The sequence below is a fragment of the Halogranum rubrum genome (genome assembly GCF_900114455.1).
Taxonomy (GTDB): Archaea; Halobacteriota; Halobacteria; order Halobacteriales; family Haloferacaceae; genus Halogranum; species Halogranum rubrum.
Genome location: NZ_FOTC01000005.1, coordinates 15,130 through 31,675, shown reverse-complemented (window position 1 = coordinate 31,675; position 16,546 = coordinate 15,130). Strand labels below are relative to the sequence as shown.

The window sequence follows — 16,546 nt, the reverse complement described above, 5'->3', positions numbered from 1 at the left end:
TTAGAACTCCACCGCGTTGCGGATGCCTTCCTCGATGCGAGCGACAGAGGGCAGGTAGTAGTCTTCCAGCGCGTACAGCGGGAACGGGACGTCGAACCCGGTGATGCGCTCGACCGGTGCCTCCTGATAGAGGAGCGCCTCCTCTTGGATGACGGCCGTAATCTCGCCTGCGAGGCCGCCCTTCCGGGGTGCCTCGTGGACGACGGCCGCGCGGCCGGTCTTCTTGAACGACTCGACGATTGCCGCCTCGTCCAGCGGGGAGACGGTCCGCAGGTCGACGACTTCCACGTCGATTCCCTCCTCGCTCAGGTTCTCTGCGGCCTCTTGGGTCGGCCGACTCATCGCGCCGTAGGTGAACACGGAGATGTCCGTGCCCTCGCGGCGGACGGCGGCCTCGCCGAGTGGCACCGTGTAGTCCTCTTCGGGAACTTCACCGCGGAACGCGCGGTAGATGAGTTTCGGTTCGAGGAAGATGACCGGGTCGGGGTCGCGGATGGCCGAGATGAGCAGTCCCTTCGTGTCGTACGGTGTCGAGGGAATGACCACCTTCAGGCCCGCTTCGTGGGCGTAGAACGCCTCTTTCGACTCGGAGTGGTGTTCGGGTGCGCGGATGCCGCCGCCGTAGGGTGCGCGGACGACGAGCGGGCAGGTGAACCGCCCACGACTCCGGTTTCGGAGGCGCGCGGCGTGCGAGACGATTTGGTCGAACGCGGGGTACATGAACCCCGAGAACTGCATTTCGGGAACCGGCTTGAGACCGTAGGCGGCCATCCCGATGGCGGTGCCGACGATACCGGACTCGGCCAACGGCGTGTCGATGACGCGGTCGTCACCGAACTCGTTGTAGAGTCCTTCCGTCGCGCGGAAGACGCCGCCGTTCTTGCCGACGTCTTCGCCCATGACGAGCACGTCGTCGTCCTGCTTCATTTCGGTGTAGAGACCGTCTCGTACTGCTTGGACCAGGGTGAGGTTTTGTGTACTCATTTACTCTCTCAGGAATGCTTCGTCGCCGACCTGTTCGCGAAGTTGCTCGAAGTCCTCCATCTGCTCGCGCAGGTGGTCGGGCATCTCTGCGTAGACGGACTCGAACATCTCCGACGGTTCCGGTCGTGGGACGGACTCTGCCTCGTCGATGGCGTCGGCCACTTGCTCTTCGACGGACTGCGTGACGGCGTCGACGGACTCGTCGTCGAGTCGTCCCGTCTCGCGGAGGAACTTCTCCAGTCGCGGAATCGGGTCCTTGGCCTTCCACTTCTCGACTTCGTCGTCGTCGCGGTAGACCGTCGGGTCGTCCGCGGTGGTGTGCGCGCCGAAACGGTACTGGACGGCCTCGATGAGCGTCGGCCGACGTCGGTCGCCGGGGTTCTTCGCCTTCTCGACGGCGTCGCGAGTGACCTTGTAGACGGCCAGTGGGTCCATCCCGTCGACCTGCACGCCGTCGAAGCCGTAGGCGACGGCCTTGTGTGCGATGGTCTTCGAGGCGGTCTGTCGCTCTCGGGGGACCGAAATCGCCCACTGGTTGTTGTTACAGAAGAAGACGTTCGGCGTGTCGAAGACGCCCGCGAAGTTGAGTCCCTCGTGGAAGTCACCCTCGCTGGTGCCGCCGTCGCCGAAGTAACAGATGAACGCCTTCTCGTCGTCGCCCTTCAATTTCGACGCCCACGCCGCGCCGGTGGCGTGGAGAATCTGCGTCGAGATGGGGACGGCGACGGGGAAGACGTTGGTGTCGGGTGTCATCTTGTTGCCGTCCTCGTGACCCATCCAGTAGAGGAGCGTCTGGGTCAGCGGGACGCCGCGGACGACTGCCCCACCGTGTTCACGATAGCTAGGAAACATCCAGTCGTCGTCGTCGAGCGCCATAGTGCTCCCAATCTGGGCTCCTTCCTGCCCAGAGAGCGGGGGATACGTCCCCATCCGCCCCTGTCGTTGGAGGCTGACGGCGCGTTTGTCGAAATGTCGGGCGAGTCGCATCGCCCGGTACATCTCCACGAGTTCGTCGTCCCCGAGGTCCGGTACCTCGCCGACGACACCACCGTTCTCGTCGAGAACCTGTACCTGCTCTTCGGGGTCCCGTTGCAGCGTACTCATAGTCCAACCCTCCGTTGCATGGACGAACCCACTCTCGCCCGCATTAAATGATTTTCGTAAATAGTTTACTATAGTTAGGATTCTTGCCACTCGACTCGAAATCTGTCCACTTTCACCCCGATAATCGGACGAATTTTCTGACGTTGTGAAGTATCTGGACGAATCGGTAATCGGACCGCGCGTTCTACGGTCGTTAATGGACGTACGGGAACAATTGCTGTCACCGGTGTGCTACGTGAACAAGTGGCAGGACGTAGGAATCCACGCGAGAACCAGCAAACGGCACGGAGGCGGCGCACAGCGGCGAGAGACGTTCGAGCGTTTCGACTCAGTTGCTCGCGGCGCGGGCTTCGACACGGGCCTGTTCGACGCCCTTGCCATCGCGGAGGAGGGCGTCGACGAACAACTCGCCCGCTTTGTACGACGAGCGGACCATCGGCCCCGAGGCACAGTAGAGGAATCCCAACTCGTCTTCCGCCACTCGCCGCCACGTCTCGAAGGAGTCCGGATGCACGTACTCGAACACGTCGAGATGAGAGCGAGACGGTTGGAGATACTGCCCGAGCGTCACGATGTCGACGTCGGCCTCGCGGAGGTCCGAGAGCGTCTGGTAAATCTCGTGGTCGTACTCGCCCAGTCCGAGCATGATGCTCGTCTTGGTGTAGATGTCCGACTCTGCCTCCACCTGTTCGAGTACCGACAGCGACTGGTCGTAGCGCGCGCGCCGGTCACGGACGGGCCACTGGAGGCGTTCGACCGTCTCGATGTTGTGGGCGACGACGTCGGGTTCGGCCTCGATAATCTGGCGAACGCAGTCGGGTCGGCCCTGGAAGTCCGGAATGAGTACTTCGACGAGAATCGACGAGTCGCGCTGCTTTATCTCGCGAATCGTCTCGGCGAAGTGTGCCGCGCCTTGGTCCGGCAGGTCGTCGCGGTCGACGGAGGTGAGGACGACGTAGTCGAGGCCGATTTCGGCCACCGCCTCGGCGACGTTCGCCGGTTCGTCGGGGTCCAGTGGCTCCATCCCGCCCGTCTGGACGTCACAGAAGTTACACCCGCGCGAACAGCGGTCGCCCATCAGCATGAACGTCGCCGTCCCCGGGCCGTCCCGGCCGCTCCAACACTCGCCGAGATTCGGACAGTTGGCCTCCTCACAGACCGTGTGGAGGTTCCGGTCCCGTAGTGTCTGTTTGATCTCCGTAAATCGCTGGCCCGCCGGCGGGCGCATCTTCAGCCAGTCCGGCTTGCGCCTGCTGCTCATAGCTCTCTCTTCGTCCGGGAGGGCAAAAACGTGAGGATTACGCCGAGTGCGGTCGGTGTGTCGTCGCGTCGCGACGATGCTGACCGCCCCGACTCTCTGCCAACCAGCGCAGAAACGCCACACTCTCTTTCGGACCGTCGAGCCGGGTCTGTGCACCCTCACAGTCGACACCGACGCTGACGCCGTCGTGTCGCTCGACCGCCTGGAACGCCGGTCGGTCAGTCTCGCCGGCACCGAGATAGACGGGGAGGTAGTCGTCGGGCGCGTCGTCGACGAGTGTCTCCACGCACACGCCTCTGTCCCACTCGACTGTCGGACGAACGTCGATGGCGTGATTCTCGTGGACGACGTCGAGACGTTCGTCTCCGACGTGCTTGACGAGCGCTGCGACTTCGTCGGCGAGTTCGGACGCACGGTCGGCGTCCGCAGGTCCGTAGTGGACGGTGACACTCCAGCCCCTGTCCTCGACGTGGAGACCCATCTCCGTGCGGTACGCGTCGACCAGCGCCGTCCGGACGCGTCTCGTGTCATCCAGCACGCCGTGGACTCGTGGATGGACCTGCGTCTCGCCGTCGGCGTGGCGTTCGACCCCGTCGCTTCCACTGTAGCTGATGTCGTCGAGGCCGACCCGCGAACGCAGGTCGACGAGTTCTCTGTCGCTGACGACGGCGACAGTCATCCGTTCTGTCGCCTGTAGCTGTTCGAGCTGTCGTCTGCACACTGGGGGGAGTCGACCCTCGTTCGCCGTGAGCGCACCGTCGAAGTCCGCACAGAGGAGGACTCGGTCGGCCGCTTCGAGTCGTGCGCCGACGACCGCGGTGGTGTGTTCGAGACCACCGTCGTCGGGCGGTGTTCGAGCGTCACCCATCGGTTTCGAATCCATCGGTCGAGGCACTCTGTTCGCGAACCGCCTCGAACAGGGCGCCAATCCACGCTTCGAGGTCGTTCGTGCCAACCGTCTCTCGGAGACTGGTCATCCGACGCACGCGCTCTTCAGTCGGCATCGTGAGTGCTCGAACTATCTGGTCTGCGAACGCTGCGGTGTCGTACGGTTCGACCGTGAGTGCGTCGCCGCCGAGACTCTCGTCGGCACCGGCGAGTTCGCTCAGGAGCAACACGCCGGCGTCACCCGTCTGCGCGGCGACGTACTCCTTGGCGACGAGGTTCATCCCGTCTCGAATGGGGGTCACGAGTGCGAGGTCACTGTGACGGTAGAGCCCGTACAGTTCCTCGTCCGAGAGCATCTCGTCGACGTAGACGACTGGGGTCCAGTCGTCGGTGCCGAACCGGTCGTTGAGGTGGGCTATCTTCTCGTGGACCGTCTCGACGAGCGTTTGGTACTCGGGTATCTCGATTCTGCTCTTGCTGGCCTTCTGGACGTAGGTGAGCTCCCCTCGCCACTCGGGATGTTCGTCCCAGAAGGTCTCTAAGGCGTCCAGTCGCTCGGGTATTCCCTTCGTGTAGTCGAGACGCTCGACACCGATGGCGACTTTCACGTCGTCGCCGACGCCGTACTGCTCCCGGAAGTCGGCCCACGCGTCCTCGTCACACGTGTTGCTCAACCGCTCGATTCGGTCGGCGTCGACGTTCATCGGGAAGGCGGCGACGCGCGTGGTCCGCCCGTCGTAGTGGACTGTCCCCGCCTCTCGGTCGACGACGGCGTCGTCCAGACAGCCCTCGACGCAGTCGAGGAACTGTTGACAGTAGCGCTCGATGTGGAACCCGAGCAGGTCGTTGCCGAGCAGTCCTTCGAGCAACTCCCGCCGTTGCGGGCAGACCCGGAAGGTGTCCCACGCGGGCCACGGGATGTGCCAGAACTGGAGGAACGTCGCTTCCGGTAGCTCTTCTCGGGCCATCCGTGGGGCGAGCGCGAGGTGGTAATCTTGGAACCAGACGACGGTGTCGTCGTCGGCCCGGTCGGTGACGATGTCGGTGAACGTCTCGTTGACCGCCTGATACCGCTGCCAGAACGACCCCTCGAAGTTCGCCTTCCCGACGAGGTCGTGACAGAGCGGCCAGAGTACCTGGTTGCTGAACCCGTAGTAGTACTCGCGCATCTCTTGCTCGCCGAGCCACACCCGCTTGAGCGTGTACTGGGGGTCCTCCGGTGGTACCTCGACGCAGTTTGCGGTGTTGACGACGTCGGGGTCGGCGTCGCCGTCGCCCCACGCGATCCACGTCCCGCCCGTGCGTTGCATGACTCGGTCGAGGCCGGCGGTGAGGCCACCGATTGGTTCGTCGACGACGATTCGCTTGTCTCCGTCTCCGTCGTCGCGGTAACGGTGCTGGTACGGTTCGCGGTTCGAGACGACGAGGAGGTTTCGGTCACCGATGAGTCGGTCGGCCGGTGCGTCGGATTCGTTCGGTGGCTGTAGCGTCCCTGACATCTGTCGGGTCACCACCTCCTGTCCGCGTCGTCGCTCGTGGCGTCGGCGTCAGCGTCAGCGTGTACGTCGGACCCGACACCGCGTTCGCACACCGCCGCCAACTTCCGGGCCAGCGTGTCGATGTCGATGGTGTCGTCTGCACTGTTCGCACCGTCACTATCGGCGTAGCTTCGCATTCGGTTGTACGCCTGCATCCCATCGAAGATGAGACGCTTCGCTCGCTCCTTCGTCACGGCGTGACCGATAGTCGCGGTCGTCTCCATCTCACCGACTGGTTTCCGGTAGCGGAGTGTCCAGCCAGTACAGTCCTCGATTCCCGGTCGTGGTGTGGAGACACCACGGATGGCCTCGATACACAGCCCCGTCTGTTGGTGGGTAAACTGTAGTGGGTCCGTCTGCGACGTCTGTACCCACCCGACGGGGGTGAACTCCCGATCGGTCGGCCGAATCGTGCTCATGATACAACTAGTCGGTCAACCGGATAGGGAAAACAGGTTTTGCCTGTATATTCAGAACCGCAAGACGGCGTCGAGCAACGGTGTGTCAGTTGTTCTCAATTTTCATCATCAAAATCAGAACTTTCTGGATTAATTGAGTGTGGTCGCGAACGCGGCCACTAGCTTAAATCCTATCACGGTCGCTGTCTACTATATGAGCACGATTGCCGAAATCGAACTGCCGGCCGAGGAGTTCGCACTGTACGAGACGCTCACGGCCTTTCCCGACGCACATTTCGAGGTGGTCCGTATGGCTGCCCACGAAGAGAAGTTGACCCCGTACGTGCAGGTCTCCGGCGACGACCTGAGTGGTATCACGACCGCCCTAGAAGCGGACCCGACCGTCTCCGAGGCCCATCTCGTCGACGACTTGGAGAAAGAGAAACTGTTCCGGATGAACTGGGAGGGCAACGTCGACGTCGTCCTCCACATGGTCGGCGAGGAGGCAGCGGCCGTCGTCGAGATGCACGGCCGCGACACGCACTGGCAACTCCGTATCCTCTTTCCCAACCGAGCGTCGCTCTCGTCGACGAGTTCCTTCTGCGAGGAAAACGAACTGAGCTTCACCGTCCGGAACGTGTACGACCTCCAGCAGTCGGCCGGTCGAGGCGGGTTCGGCCTCTCGGAAGACCAGTACGAGACGCTCGTCGTCGCCGCCGAAAAGGGCTACTTCGACGTCCCTCGGTCGGTCACGATGGAAGAACTGGCCGACTCGCTCGGCATCTCCCAACAGGCCGTCTCCGAGCGACTCCGCCGAGGCCACCGCGCGCTCATCAACAGCGCGCTTCGTCCCGACGAGTCGACCATCGGTTCCTGAACTGCTGGTCGTTGTGCGTCGCTGGCGGTCAGTGTCTGGTATCGCGTGGTGTGGGTGACAAACACCGGCAAGCATTTATTGTAGGTTTGTTTGGACAAATTCATAGTAATGTTCGACCTCGCGAAAGACGAGATCACCGAGGGTTCGATTCCCCGTGCACTCCTCGTGTTAGCCGCTCCGCTCGTCGCACAGAACTTCGCGCTGGTCGCGCAGTCGGTCGTCGACATCTTCTGGGTCGGCCGCCTCGGCGAGGAGGCCGTCGCGGCCGTCGGCCTCGTCATCCCGTACACGGCGCTACTCATGGTGCCGCTCATCATGCTGTTCGTCGGGAGTCAGATTCTCACCTCCCAACGCGTCGGTGCCGGCGACATCGAGGCCGCACGACGTGTACCGTTCAACGCCATCGCGCTCGCACTGCCGCTCTCGCTCGTTCTCATCGGTCTCGTCCTCGCCTTCGGTGACGAACTGGTCGCTCTCCTCGACCCGTCTCCTCTCGTCTTCGACCTCGCAGTGACGTACCTGACGGCGTTTGCGCTCTATGCGCTCGTTCCGTCGGTGCTCAGCGACACCCTCGAAAGCGGGTTCACCGCGTGGGGTGCCACCCGTATCGCCTTCATCGTCAACGTCTCGGCCATCGTCGTCAACCTCGTCCTCGACCCGTTTCTCATCCTCGGGTGGTGGGTGTTCCCTCGGTGGGAGATTTACGGTGCGGCCGTCGCCACGGGCGTCGGGTACACCGTCGGTGCACTCGTCGCACTCTGGTACACGACTCGCGATACGACCGAGTTCACGCTCACGCGTGATGCGCTCTCGTTGCAACCCGACCTCTTTCGTGACCTCGTCGAAGTCGGCTACCCCATCGCCGTCCAGAACGCGGGTCGGCATCTCGCTCGCGTCCTGATGGTCTCTATCGTCTCCCTGGCCGGCGGGGCCGCAGGGCTGGCCGCCTACACCATCGGCGCACGTATCGCGACTCTCGCCTTCGTCCCCGCGAGCGGTCTCGGACAGGCGGCGACGAGCGTCATCGGGCAGAATCTCGGTGCGGACTATCCGGACCGGGCCGAACGGACGACGTGGGTCGGCGTCGCCGTCGCCGTCGTCGGTCTGTCCGCCGTCGGTGTCGTCCAGTATCTCTTTCCTGCTGCCATCGCGCACCTGTTCGTCCGGGACATCTCGGCGGCGGCGCTAGAGTCGACGGTCCGCTACCTCCAGATTCTCGTCTTCGGCTACTGGGCACTCGGTGCCATCTACACGCTCGAAGCCGGGTTCAACGGCGCGAGTCGGACGAACGTGAGCATGTGGTCGACGATGGCGCAGTACTGGGGCGTCCGCCTTCCCATCGCTGCTGGCGGTGCGTTCGTCCTCGGACAGGGTGTCGAGGCGGCGTTCTGGGCCGTCACGCTCTCGAACGTCGCTGCCGCGCTCTGGTTGGGTGGGTACTACTGGTACTCGACGCGCGATGGGATGCTGGAACGGGCGGCAGAACAGGCGAGTTCGACGGCGGCGGATTGAATACAGAAAATTCGGTGCCCGAATTCGGGCGTCGCTATCGGTTGTTCATCCGTGTCGACTCGTTCGCTCCGCAGGTCAGACACGTCGTGATTCGGTACGGTTCTCGTGAGAACTGCGCGTTCACTGGTTTCTTGCTCTCGGTAACTATTCTGAGCGAGACGTCGTGGTCGGTTTCACCACCGCACGGTTCGCACCACTCCGAGAGTATCGTCTTTGGTTGTTTCACGTTGGCATTCCGGTCGAGACGATGGCAGTATTTCGGTTCGTCCGACGGTATGCGGACGCTTGTTTGAATATTAACCATTCTGGCCCCGTGATTGGAGATTCGGTAGCGTCGGACCCTCCGGCGGCCGAGGTAGTCTTCACGCACCGAGGCCGGTTCGCTCGACTGACCGGTTCACTCGCTTCTGGAACCCGGACGGAAACGCCTTTGACTACGTACCCCCCGTTTGTATCCGATGAGCGTGTCCCCAGTCTGCGACGGTGATGACCGGTGAAGGTCGCCGACGCCGTCCCCGAGTTCGCCGACGCGTTCGGCTTCGAGGAGTTCAACCGGATGCAGCGGGAGGCGCTGCCCGCGATTCTCGACGGCGACGACAACATCGTCGCCAGCGCACCGACTGCCAGCGGGAAGACGGCGCTCGCCGAACTCGCCATCTGTCGCTGCCTGCGCGACGGGGGCACCGCACTGTTTATCGCACCGATGCGCGCGCTGACCAACGAGAAGGAGAGCGAGTGGGAGCGCTTCGAGAGCCTCGGCTACTCCGTCTACGTCGTCACCGGCGAACGCGACTTGAACCCGCGTCGCGCCGAACGCGCAGATATCCTCGTGATGACGCCGGAGAAGACGGACTCGGCCACGCGAAAGCACGACTCGCCACGCTACTCGTTCATCACGCAGGTCGACTGCTGTGTCATCGACGAGGTCCACCTCCTCGACTCCGAGAAGCGCGGTGGCGTCCTCGAAGTCACCGTCTCGCGACTCCGCCGCATCTGCGACCCTCGAATCGTCGCCCTGTCGGCGACGATGCCCAACGTCGAAGACGTCGCCGAGTGGCTCGATTCCCCGCCCGAGGCGACGTTCGAGTTCGGCGACGAGTATCGACCCGTCGACCTCCACGCCGGTGTCAAGACCTACACGCACGGCGAGAACTCCTTCGCCGACAAGTACCGGCGACTCTATCGTGCACTCGACCTCGCCGAACCACACATCCGCGACGGCGGCCAGTCGCTCGTCTTCGTCGCCTCGCGACAGGACTCCGTGATGGCCGCCCAGAAAGCCCGAGACGAAATCGCCCAACGCGACATCCCGGTCGGCGCACGCGGCGACTACGACTTCCACAACGACGCCAAGGAACTCTCGAACGACACCCTCCGGAAGTCCGTACTCGACGGCGTCGCGTTCCACCACGCCGGGTTGGCGAAAGCCGACCGCGACAAGGTCGAACAGTGGTTCAAAGAGGGGAAGATTCAGTTGCTCTTCTCCACGTCGACGCTGGCGTGGGGCGTCAACCTCCCTGCCCGCTGTGTCGTCATCCGGGACACGAAACACCACGACCCCCTGGAGGGCGACGTCGACATCAGTCCACTCGACGTGCTCCAGATGCTCGGCCGCGCCGGGCGACCGGGATACGACGACGTCGGCTACGGCTGGGTCGTCTGCGACCGCTCTGAGGCCGACAAGTATCGTCGCCTGCTCAAGGAGGGCAAAGAGATAGAGTCCCGACTCGCCGAGGACCTCGACTCACATCTCAACGCCGAAATCGCGATGGGGACCATCGGCGACTTGGACGACGTGATGTCGTGGCTGGAGACGACGTTCTACTACGTCCGCGCCCGCAACAAACCCGACCGCTACGACTTCGAAGACCTCCGCGAGCGCGTGCGCGGCACCTTGGAGACGCTCGTCTCTCGGGAGTTCGTCGCCACCGACGAGAACCTCGGCGTCGACGCGACGCCGCTCGGAAATCTGGCCTCGAAGTACTACCTCCGTCTCGACACCGCCCGACGATTCCGCGACCTCTGTGCGCGCGAGACCATCACCGTCGACGCGATTCTGGAGACGGTCGCCGCGGCCGCCGAGTTCGACTCCGTCTCTTCCCGACAGTCGGAGAGCGACGCCGTCGAGTCGGTGCTGACGGGCGAGACGAGTCTCGAAGACGGCCACCGGAAGGTGCTGGCCATCCTCGAAGCCAGTATGACCGGGTCGACGCCTTCCGAACTCCGGAGCGACGCGTGGGTCATCCGGCAGAACGCGCTCCGCCTGCTCGCCGCCCTCCGCGAGTTCCTCGACCGGTTCACCGGTCCGCGGGCCGCGAACCTCGCCTCCCGCGTGGAGGCGCGAGTCGAACACGGCGTCGGCCGGGACGCGGTCGGACTGACTGCCATCGACGGCATCGGGTCGCGTCGGGCGAGCACGCTCGCGACCGGCGGCATCACGTCTCCCACCCAGGTCGTCGACGCGGGCGTCTCGGAACTCACTCGCGCGGGGATGAGCGCCGGCGTCGCAGAGCGCGTCGTCGAGGCGGCGCGGTCGCTGCCGCGAATCGACGTCGACTGGGGCGAGTTCCCGACGACCATCGAACTAGGCAAAAACGAGATGTGCGACGTCTCGGTCCGGAACCGCGGCGGGTCGGCCCGAGTCGGCCTGCGCGTGACGGTCAACGACGTCGAGATGAGCGAGACGACGACCTACCTCTCGGACGCGACGACCGTTCCAGTCGGCGTCTTCGGCGCGAAAGACGAACTGGAGTTCACCGTCGAAGTCACGTTCCCGGACCTTCCGTTGCTCCCGTACCGCGAGTCCCGTGTCGTGGACGTACAGTAGTCGTTGTCAGAACCGTTTTGTCGGCAACCACACAACTCGGTTGTAATGCCGGCTTTCTTCGCTTGGCTAGAACTCTTCGTTTCGTTGTTGAAAGTGGCCGCGTGGCCTATTATCGGGGCGTATCTCATCTACCAGTTTGGCCCACCAGTGCGAGACTTCCTCGAAGATCTAAGCGAACTCCGGTTCTTCGGAGCAGGTGTCGAAGCAAGAGCCGTACGGGAGGCGGATGCCGCAGCGTACGCAGGTGCTGCCGTTGGGTCAAAGCGGGGTGACTCTACAGACTCGGTTCCAAAAGAAATCCGCAAACTAAGCCGCCTTCTCTCGGAACACGGTGGGACTACGCTCGGTGGTCGTTCTCTGCTTTGGGTCGACGATCAACCAGAAAACAACAGCTACGAGCGTGAAGCGCTCGAAGCACTGGGGATCTCGGTCGAGACGTGCACATCGACCGATGAGGCACTTGACCAACTCTCACAGCGGGAGTACGATGTCGTCATCTCGGACATGGGCCGACCTGAAAGTGATCGGGCGGGGTATAACCTGCTCGAAGAGAAGCAAGAATCAGGAGACAGGACTCCTTTCGTCATCTATTCCGGATCAAACAAGCCAGAGCACAAGCGAGAGGCACGCCGACGAGGTGCGGTCGGTGCCACCGCGATTCCGACGGAACTGTTCCGCCTCGTGCGCGAAGCTCTTGGTCGGTCGACTCGAACTTAGTCTAGCAGTTCGGCGCGAAGTTCCTGCGGTCCGTTCACGACGACGTCCGCCATCGACAGGTCCGTCTCGGCGTTCGCCTCGGTTCGGTAGCCGACGACGTAGGTTCCGGCGCGGGCGGCCGACGTCGCGCCGTGTTCGGAGTCCTCGACGACGGTGCAGTCTTCGGGGTCGGTGTCGACTTCGGCGGCGGCGTGTTCGTAGATGTGCGGTTCGGGCTTGCCGGGTGCGTCGATATCCTCGGCGCTCAACACGAGGTCGAACGGGCCGAGTTCGAAGCGGTCGATGGTCGTCTGAATCCACGACTTGGGCGCCGACGAGACGATGGCGAGTTTCGTCCCTCGGTCTCGGAGCGTTCCGGTCAGTCTGTCGAAGCCGTCCATTATCTCGACTTGCTCGCCGTAGATGGTCTTCGACGTCTCGTTGTAGAGGTCGATGAACTCGGCTTTCGTGACGGTCGTTCCGTACGTCTCGTCGAGGTAGTCGTAGATTTCGCGGTAGTTCATCCCCGTAATCTCGTCGTTCTCGGGGCGAATATCTCCCAGCGTCTCGGGGAAGAGCGTCTCCTCTTCGAAGATGTGCCAGTAGTCCTCGGAGTTGACGATGACGCCGTCCATGTCGAACAGCACGGCGGTCGGAGTGTCGGGCATCGCAGTCATCGTGTTGACGGCCGCACCCCAGCCACAAAGCGTCTCTGGCGACTTCGACACCTGGGCGTCCTCGAAGTTTAACACCGAAGACGGGACCACCGCCTCTCGTGACCGAGACGATGCGACTCTTTGCCGGCGACTGTACCGTCACGTTCGAAGGCGCGCGCGACCGAACCCAGCGAGGCCACGTCGTGGTCGTCGTCAAACCCGACAAGACGGTCCTCGTCCACGACGCCGACGGCTACCAACCGGTCGCGTGGCTGACCCGCGCCGACAGCGTGACCATCGAAGCCGACGACGACGGGTTCGGGGTCACCGCACAAGCGGGTGACCAGATGCTCCGCGTCGTCTCCCACGCGACGACGACGCGGCGAGATGTTCCCGTCTCCGCGGCCGGTGTCCCCGTCGGCACCTGCCCCGACTGCGACAGTGCGCTCGTCCGAACCGGCGGCGACGTCCGGTGTCTAGACTGCGAGGCGAGGTACGGACTTCCCGCGGGTGCGACGGTGCTCGACCGGACCTGCGACGACTGCGGACTCCCCCTCTTGCGTGTCGAACGCGGCGCCGTCTTCGAGGTGTGTACCGACTACCGCTGTGACTCGCTGCCGGAACACGTCACCGAGCGGTTCGACGGCGAGTGGACCTGTCCGGACTGTGGCTCGGACCTCCGAATCGTCCGCGGCAAAGGCGGTCACCTCGTCGCCGGCTGTGACGCCTACCCCGACTGCGAGACGGCGTTCTCGCTTCCGACGGGCGTCGTCGTCGACGACTGTGACTGCGGGCTGCCCGTGTTCGAGACGGCCGCCGGACGGCGCTGTCTCGACGGGACGTGCGAGCGATTCGAGGGGTGACACCGAGTCGTCTCACGGCAGGTAGTCGCCGCGAGACACTGTGTCGTCCCACGGCAGTGAATTGCCGTGAGACACCGAGTCGTCTCACGGTAGGGACATCACCGTGAGACACTGTCTCGTCCCACGGTAGGAGGTCGCCACGGGACACCGACGCCCCTTTGTCCGTCTCTCCCGGTTCCTCCACCATGGACGGACACTTACAGGGCGACGTCGTGCGGGTCGGCGGCGACGCGCGCCAGCGGTTCCACGACTCGCGGGGCTACGGCCGACCGGCCGGCGGCAACGACATCGACCTCTCGCGTGTCGAGGCGGCCCACCTCCTCTTTCGCGGCGACGTCGACACCGTCGACGGGATGGGGTTCGAGGAGTTCTTCGTCGCCTCCACGGAAGCGGGCGAGCGCTTCGCGCTCCGGTTTCTGGTCTACATCGACCTACGCGGGCGAGGGTTCTACATCTCACCGACGCGCGAGGGGTGGCCCGGCGTGAGCGACGCATCCGGGCAGGCGGATTACGACTTCGTGGTCCATCCGCGCGGGACGGGACCGGACGAGGGACGGGTCGAACACCGGGTCCGGGTCGTCGGCGAACGACAATCCGTTCCGGCGGACGAGTTGCTCGACGAGGAACTCGTGCTCGCCGTCGTCGACGAGGAGAGTGAACTGACGTATCTCGAAGCGACGACGCCGAAATTGGACGGGGCGACCGACTTCACGCCGTCGCAGTCGCTGTCTGGTGTACTGCTCGACGACCGCGTCGTCGTCTGGAACGCGCCCGAGTCGCTCTACGAGTACGGCTTCTACGGCCAACCGCTGACGGGCCGCGACGCCGACATCGAGGGGGCGATTCAACTCTCGCTGGTCGAGGCGGCGTCGCTCGCAGACGACGGCGTGCTCTCGGTCGACGAGTCCCAGGACTACGAGGCAATCGTCGAACGCGGCCGCGAGGTCGAAGGCGAGCGGTTCGACCGGCGACTGGCGGTCTATTCGACCCTGCGGGACCGACAGGTCGTTCCCAAGACGGGCTACAAGTTCGGCGCGGACTTCCGAACCTACGACGAGGTGGAGTCGGTCTCCAATCTCTCGCACTCCGAGCACTTGATTCGCGTCCTTCCTCCAGAGCACGTGTTCGCACCGCGCGATTTGGCGCTCGACGTGCGCCTCGCCGGTGGGGTACGGAAGCGAATGGTTTTTGCGCTGACCGACGCCAACGAAGGCATAGACTGGCTTTCGGTCGCCCGACTTACACCATGACCCGAGACACGGACTCTGAGACTGACGTGCAAGACGAAGAGATGCGGACCGACGGCGGCGAGACGGACACCGCTGGCGCCGACGACGTCCAACTCGACCCGTGGGGGTCGTCGACCGTCTCGGACTACCGCAAACTGTTCGAGGAGTTCGGTATCGAGGAGTTCGACGAACTGCTCGACGAGGTCCCCAACCCGCACTACTTGATGCGTCGCGGCGTCATCTTCGGCCACCGCGACTACCGCCCCGTCGCCGAGGCGATGCGCGACGGCGACGACTTCGCCGTCCTCTCGGGATTCATGCCCACGGGCGACCCGCACATCGGTCACAAGTTGGTATTCGACGAGATAATCTGGCACCAACAGCAGGGCGGCGACGCCTACGGGCTCATCGCCGACTTGGAGGCGCACTCCGCCCGCGGCCTGACGTGGGACGAGATAGACGAACACGCCCGCGACTACCTCCTCTCGCTCGTCGCACTCGGCTTCGACGTCGACGACGGCACCCTGTACCGGCAGAGTCAGAACCGCGAGTTGCAGGACCTCGCGTTCGAACTCGGCGGGAAGGCCAACTTCTCGGAGTTTCAGGCCATCTACGGCTTCGACGGCGAGACCAACGTCTCGCACATGCAGTCGGTCGTCACCCAGATGGCGGACATCCTCTACCCGCAGGTAGAGAAACCGAAACCGACGGTCATTCCGGTCGGCCCCGACCAGGACCCCCACGTCCGGTTCGCGCGTGACCTCGCGACTCGGATGCGCTTCTTCAAAGTCACCGAGGCGTACGCGAGTTTCGAACTCGACACGGCCGAGCGACTCGTCGTCGCCGACGCCTACGACCAGTTGCGCGAACTCGTCGACGACGACCACGACGTCCGGTGTGTCGACGCCGCCGTTCTCCTCGAATCGGGTACAGACGCGGTCGACTTCGAGGACCGGCCACGGTACGACGACACGTTCGGCGCTGCCGCCGACGCGACGCCGACGGCACGCGCGATTGTGAAGCTGAAGAACGCCGGGATGGAACCGCTCCGGCCCCGGACGCGCTTCCTCGACAGGAACGCGACCGAGGGGGCGTTCGACGCACTCGTCGAAGCCGTCGAGGGCGAGAAGCGCGTCTTCGACGAGCACGTCGACGCCTTCGACCTCTCACGCACCGAAGCCGACGAGTTGGCACGCGAGATAGAACTCGACAACGACGGCTACGGCTTCATCCCGCCGTCCTCTATCTACCACCGATTCATGACCGGCCTGACCGGCGGGAAGATGTCTTCGTCGATTCCGGCGAGTCACATCAGCCTGCTCGACGACCCCGAAGACGGCTACGACAAGGTGAAGTCGGCGACGACAGGTGGCCGCTCGACGGCCGAAGAACAGCGCGAACTCGGCGGCGAGGCCGACAAGTGCCCCGTCTACGAACTCTACGCCTACCTCCTCTCGGGCGACGACGACGAGTTCGCCAAGAAAGTCTACGACGAGTGTGTCGGCGGCGAACGGCTCTGTGGTGGCTGTAAGGAACAGGCCGCCGAGTTGATGGAGGAGTTCCTCGAAGACCATCAAGAGAAACGCGAGGAAGCCGAGGAGCTTCTGGAGAATCTGGACTTCTCGCTGGAGTCCGACCGTCGCGGTGTCGCCCCGAACGGCGAGTAAGCGATTTTCGACCGACTCCACCTGACCGAACTGTTTTCTCGCGCTC

15 protein-coding genes are annotated in these 16,546 nt (G+C 63.9%); 7 read left to right on the top strand and 8 right to left on the bottom strand.

The features are described from left to right. From BM083_RS17220 to BM083_RS17195, 6 genes are all read right to left on the bottom strand, one after another. Positions 1–984: an alpha-ketoacid dehydrogenase subunit beta gene (locus BM083_RS17220; RefSeq protein WP_089871017.1), complete on the bottom strand. Its 984-nt coding sequence runs from the start codon at positions 982–984 to the stop codon at positions 1–3. Further along, positions 985–2,088, bottom strand: coding sequence for a pyruvate dehydrogenase (acetyl-transferring) E1 component subunit alpha (gene pdhA, locus BM083_RS17215; protein ID WP_009367282.1), 1,104 nt, complete (start codon positions 2,086–2,088; stop codon positions 985–987). Positions 2,089–2,416: 328 nt separating this feature from the next. Then, complete coding sequence (gene lipA / locus BM083_RS17210; RefSeq protein ID WP_089871015.1) at positions 2,417–3,349, bottom strand: lipoyl synthase; 933 nt, start codon at positions 3,347–3,349, stop codon at positions 2,417–2,419. A 37-nt stretch (positions 3,350–3,386) separates the two neighbouring features. Beyond that, positions 3,387–4,232: a trehalose-phosphatase gene (gene otsB / locus BM083_RS17205; protein ID WP_089871012.1), complete on the bottom strand. Its 846-nt coding sequence runs from the start codon at positions 4,230–4,232 to the stop codon at positions 3,387–3,389. Next, on the bottom strand, positions 4,210–5,736 hold the full coding sequence (locus tag BM083_RS17200) for an alpha,alpha-trehalose-phosphate synthase (UDP-forming) (RefSeq protein WP_089871313.1): 1,527 nt from the start codon (positions 5,734–5,736) through the stop codon (positions 4,210–4,212). The genes otsB and BM083_RS17200 overlap by 23 nt, the downstream gene beginning before the upstream one ends. Before the next feature lie 8 nt (positions 5,737–5,744). Beyond that, positions 5,745–6,194: a hypothetical protein gene (locus tag BM083_RS17195; RefSeq protein WP_089871009.1), complete on the bottom strand. Its 450-nt coding sequence runs from the start codon at positions 6,192–6,194 to the stop codon at positions 5,745–5,747. Positions 6,195–6,387: 193 nt separating this feature from the next. On the opposite strand from BM083_RS17195, the gene BM083_RS17190 reads away from it, so the two are divergent. Then, positions 6,388–7,050, top strand: a complete 663-nt coding sequence (locus tag BM083_RS17190) for a helix-turn-helix domain-containing protein (protein ID WP_089871006.1) — start codon at positions 6,388–6,390, stop codon at positions 7,048–7,050. A 108-nt stretch (positions 7,051–7,158) separates the two neighbouring features. Beyond that, positions 7,159–8,562, top strand: a complete 1,404-nt coding sequence (locus BM083_RS17185; protein ID WP_089871003.1) for an MATE family efflux transporter — start codon at positions 7,159–7,161, stop codon at positions 8,560–8,562. A 34-nt stretch (positions 8,563–8,596) separates the two neighbouring features. Here the strand turns inward: BM083_RS17185 and BM083_RS24165 are convergent, their stop codons facing one another. After that, entirely contained in the window at positions 8,597–8,866 is a 270-nt protein-coding gene (locus tag BM083_RS24165; RefSeq protein WP_449405003.1) for a DUF7835 family putative zinc beta-ribbon protein, read from the bottom strand. A 189-nt stretch (positions 8,867–9,055) separates the two neighbouring features. On the opposite strand from BM083_RS24165, the gene BM083_RS17175 reads away from it, so the two are divergent. Further along, the gene (locus BM083_RS17175; protein WP_089871000.1) at positions 9,056–11,389 is read left to right on the top strand and encodes a DEAD/DEAH box helicase; all 2,334 of its coding nucleotides are present in this window, start codon (positions 9,056–9,058) and stop codon (positions 11,387–11,389) included. A 45-nt stretch (positions 11,390–11,434) separates the two neighbouring features. Then, positions 11,435–12,106, top strand: coding sequence for a response regulator (locus BM083_RS17170; RefSeq protein WP_089870998.1), 672 nt, complete (start codon positions 11,435–11,437; stop codon positions 12,104–12,106). On the opposite strand, the gene BM083_RS17165 is transcribed toward BM083_RS17170, so the two are convergent. Beyond that, positions 12,103–12,753: an HAD family hydrolase gene (locus BM083_RS17165; RefSeq protein ID WP_009367292.1), complete on the bottom strand. Its 651-nt coding sequence runs from the start codon at positions 12,751–12,753 to the stop codon at positions 12,103–12,105. The two genes, BM083_RS17170 and BM083_RS17165, sit on opposite strands and share 4 nt — an antisense overlap. Before the next feature lie 119 nt (positions 12,754–12,872). Here BM083_RS17165 and BM083_RS17160 point away from each other — a divergent pair, with 119 nt between their 5' ends. The 3 genes from BM083_RS17160 (at position 12,873) to BM083_RS17150 (ending at position 16,500) form a co-directional block, all read left to right on the top strand. Continuing rightward, positions 12,873–13,604 (top strand): topoisomerase DNA-binding C4 zinc finger domain-containing protein, encoded by a 732-nt coding sequence (locus BM083_RS17160; RefSeq protein ID WP_089871312.1) that lies wholly within the window; start codon positions 12,873–12,875, stop codon positions 13,602–13,604. Positions 13,605–13,789: 185 nt separating this feature from the next. Continuing rightward, positions 13,790–14,854, top strand: a complete 1,065-nt coding sequence (endA, locus tag BM083_RS17155; RefSeq protein ID WP_089870996.1) for a tRNA-intron lyase — start codon at positions 13,790–13,792, stop codon at positions 14,852–14,854. Next, the gene (locus BM083_RS17150; RefSeq protein ID WP_089870994.1) at positions 14,851–16,500 is read left to right on the top strand and encodes a tryptophan--tRNA ligase; all 1,650 of its coding nucleotides are present in this window, start codon (positions 14,851–14,853) and stop codon (positions 16,498–16,500) included. The genes endA and BM083_RS17150 overlap by 4 nt, the downstream gene beginning before the upstream one ends. Positions 16,501–16,546 lie beyond the last annotated feature (46 nt).

Bases quoted from the DNA above. Each gene is read 5' to 3' on its own strand.
- BM083_RS17220 (WP_089871017.1), bottom strand. From the start codon at position 984: ATGAGTACACAAAACCTCACCCTGGTCCAAGCAGTACGAGACGGTCTC.
- pdhA (WP_009367282.1), bottom strand. From the start codon at position 2,088: ATGAGTACGCTGCAACGGGACCCCGAAGAGCAGGTACAGGTTCTCGAC.
- lipA (WP_089871015.1), bottom strand. From the start codon at position 3,349: ATGAGCAGCAGGCGCAAGCCGGACTGGCTGAAGATGCGCCCGCCGGCG.
- otsB (WP_089871012.1), bottom strand. From the start codon at position 4,232: ATGGATTCGAAACCGATGGGTGACGCTCGAACACCGCCCGACGACGGT.
- BM083_RS17200 (WP_089871313.1), bottom strand. From the start codon at position 5,736: ATGTCAGGGACGCTACAGCCACCGAACGAATCCGACGCACCGGCCGAC.
- BM083_RS17195 (WP_089871009.1), bottom strand. From the start codon at position 6,194: ATGAGCACGATTCGGCCGACCGATCGGGAGTTCACCCCCGTCGGGTGG.
- BM083_RS17190 (WP_089871006.1), top strand. From the start codon at position 6,388: ATGAGCACGATTGCCGAAATCGAACTGCCGGCCGAGGAGTTCGCACTG.
- BM083_RS17185 (WP_089871003.1), top strand. From the start codon at position 7,159: ATGTTCGACCTCGCGAAAGACGAGATCACCGAGGGTTCGATTCCCCGT.
- BM083_RS24165 (WP_449405003.1), bottom strand. From the start codon at position 8,866: ATGGTTAATATTCAAACAAGCGTCCGCATACCGTCGGACGAACCGAAA.
- BM083_RS17170 (WP_089870998.1), top strand. From the start codon at position 11,435: ATGCCGGCTTTCTTCGCTTGGCTAGAACTCTTCGTTTCGTTGTTGAAA.
- BM083_RS17165 (WP_009367292.1), bottom strand. From the start codon at position 12,753: ATGCCCGACACTCCGACCGCCGTGCTGTTCGACATGGACGGCGTCATC.
- BM083_RS17160 (WP_089871312.1), top strand. From the start codon at position 12,873: ATGCGACTCTTTGCCGGCGACTGTACCGTCACGTTCGAAGGCGCGCGC.
- endA (WP_089870996.1), top strand. From the start codon at position 13,790: ATGGACGGACACTTACAGGGCGACGTCGTGCGGGTCGGCGGCGACGCG.
- BM083_RS17150 (WP_089870994.1), top strand. From the start codon at position 14,851: ATGACCCGAGACACGGACTCTGAGACTGACGTGCAAGACGAAGAGATG.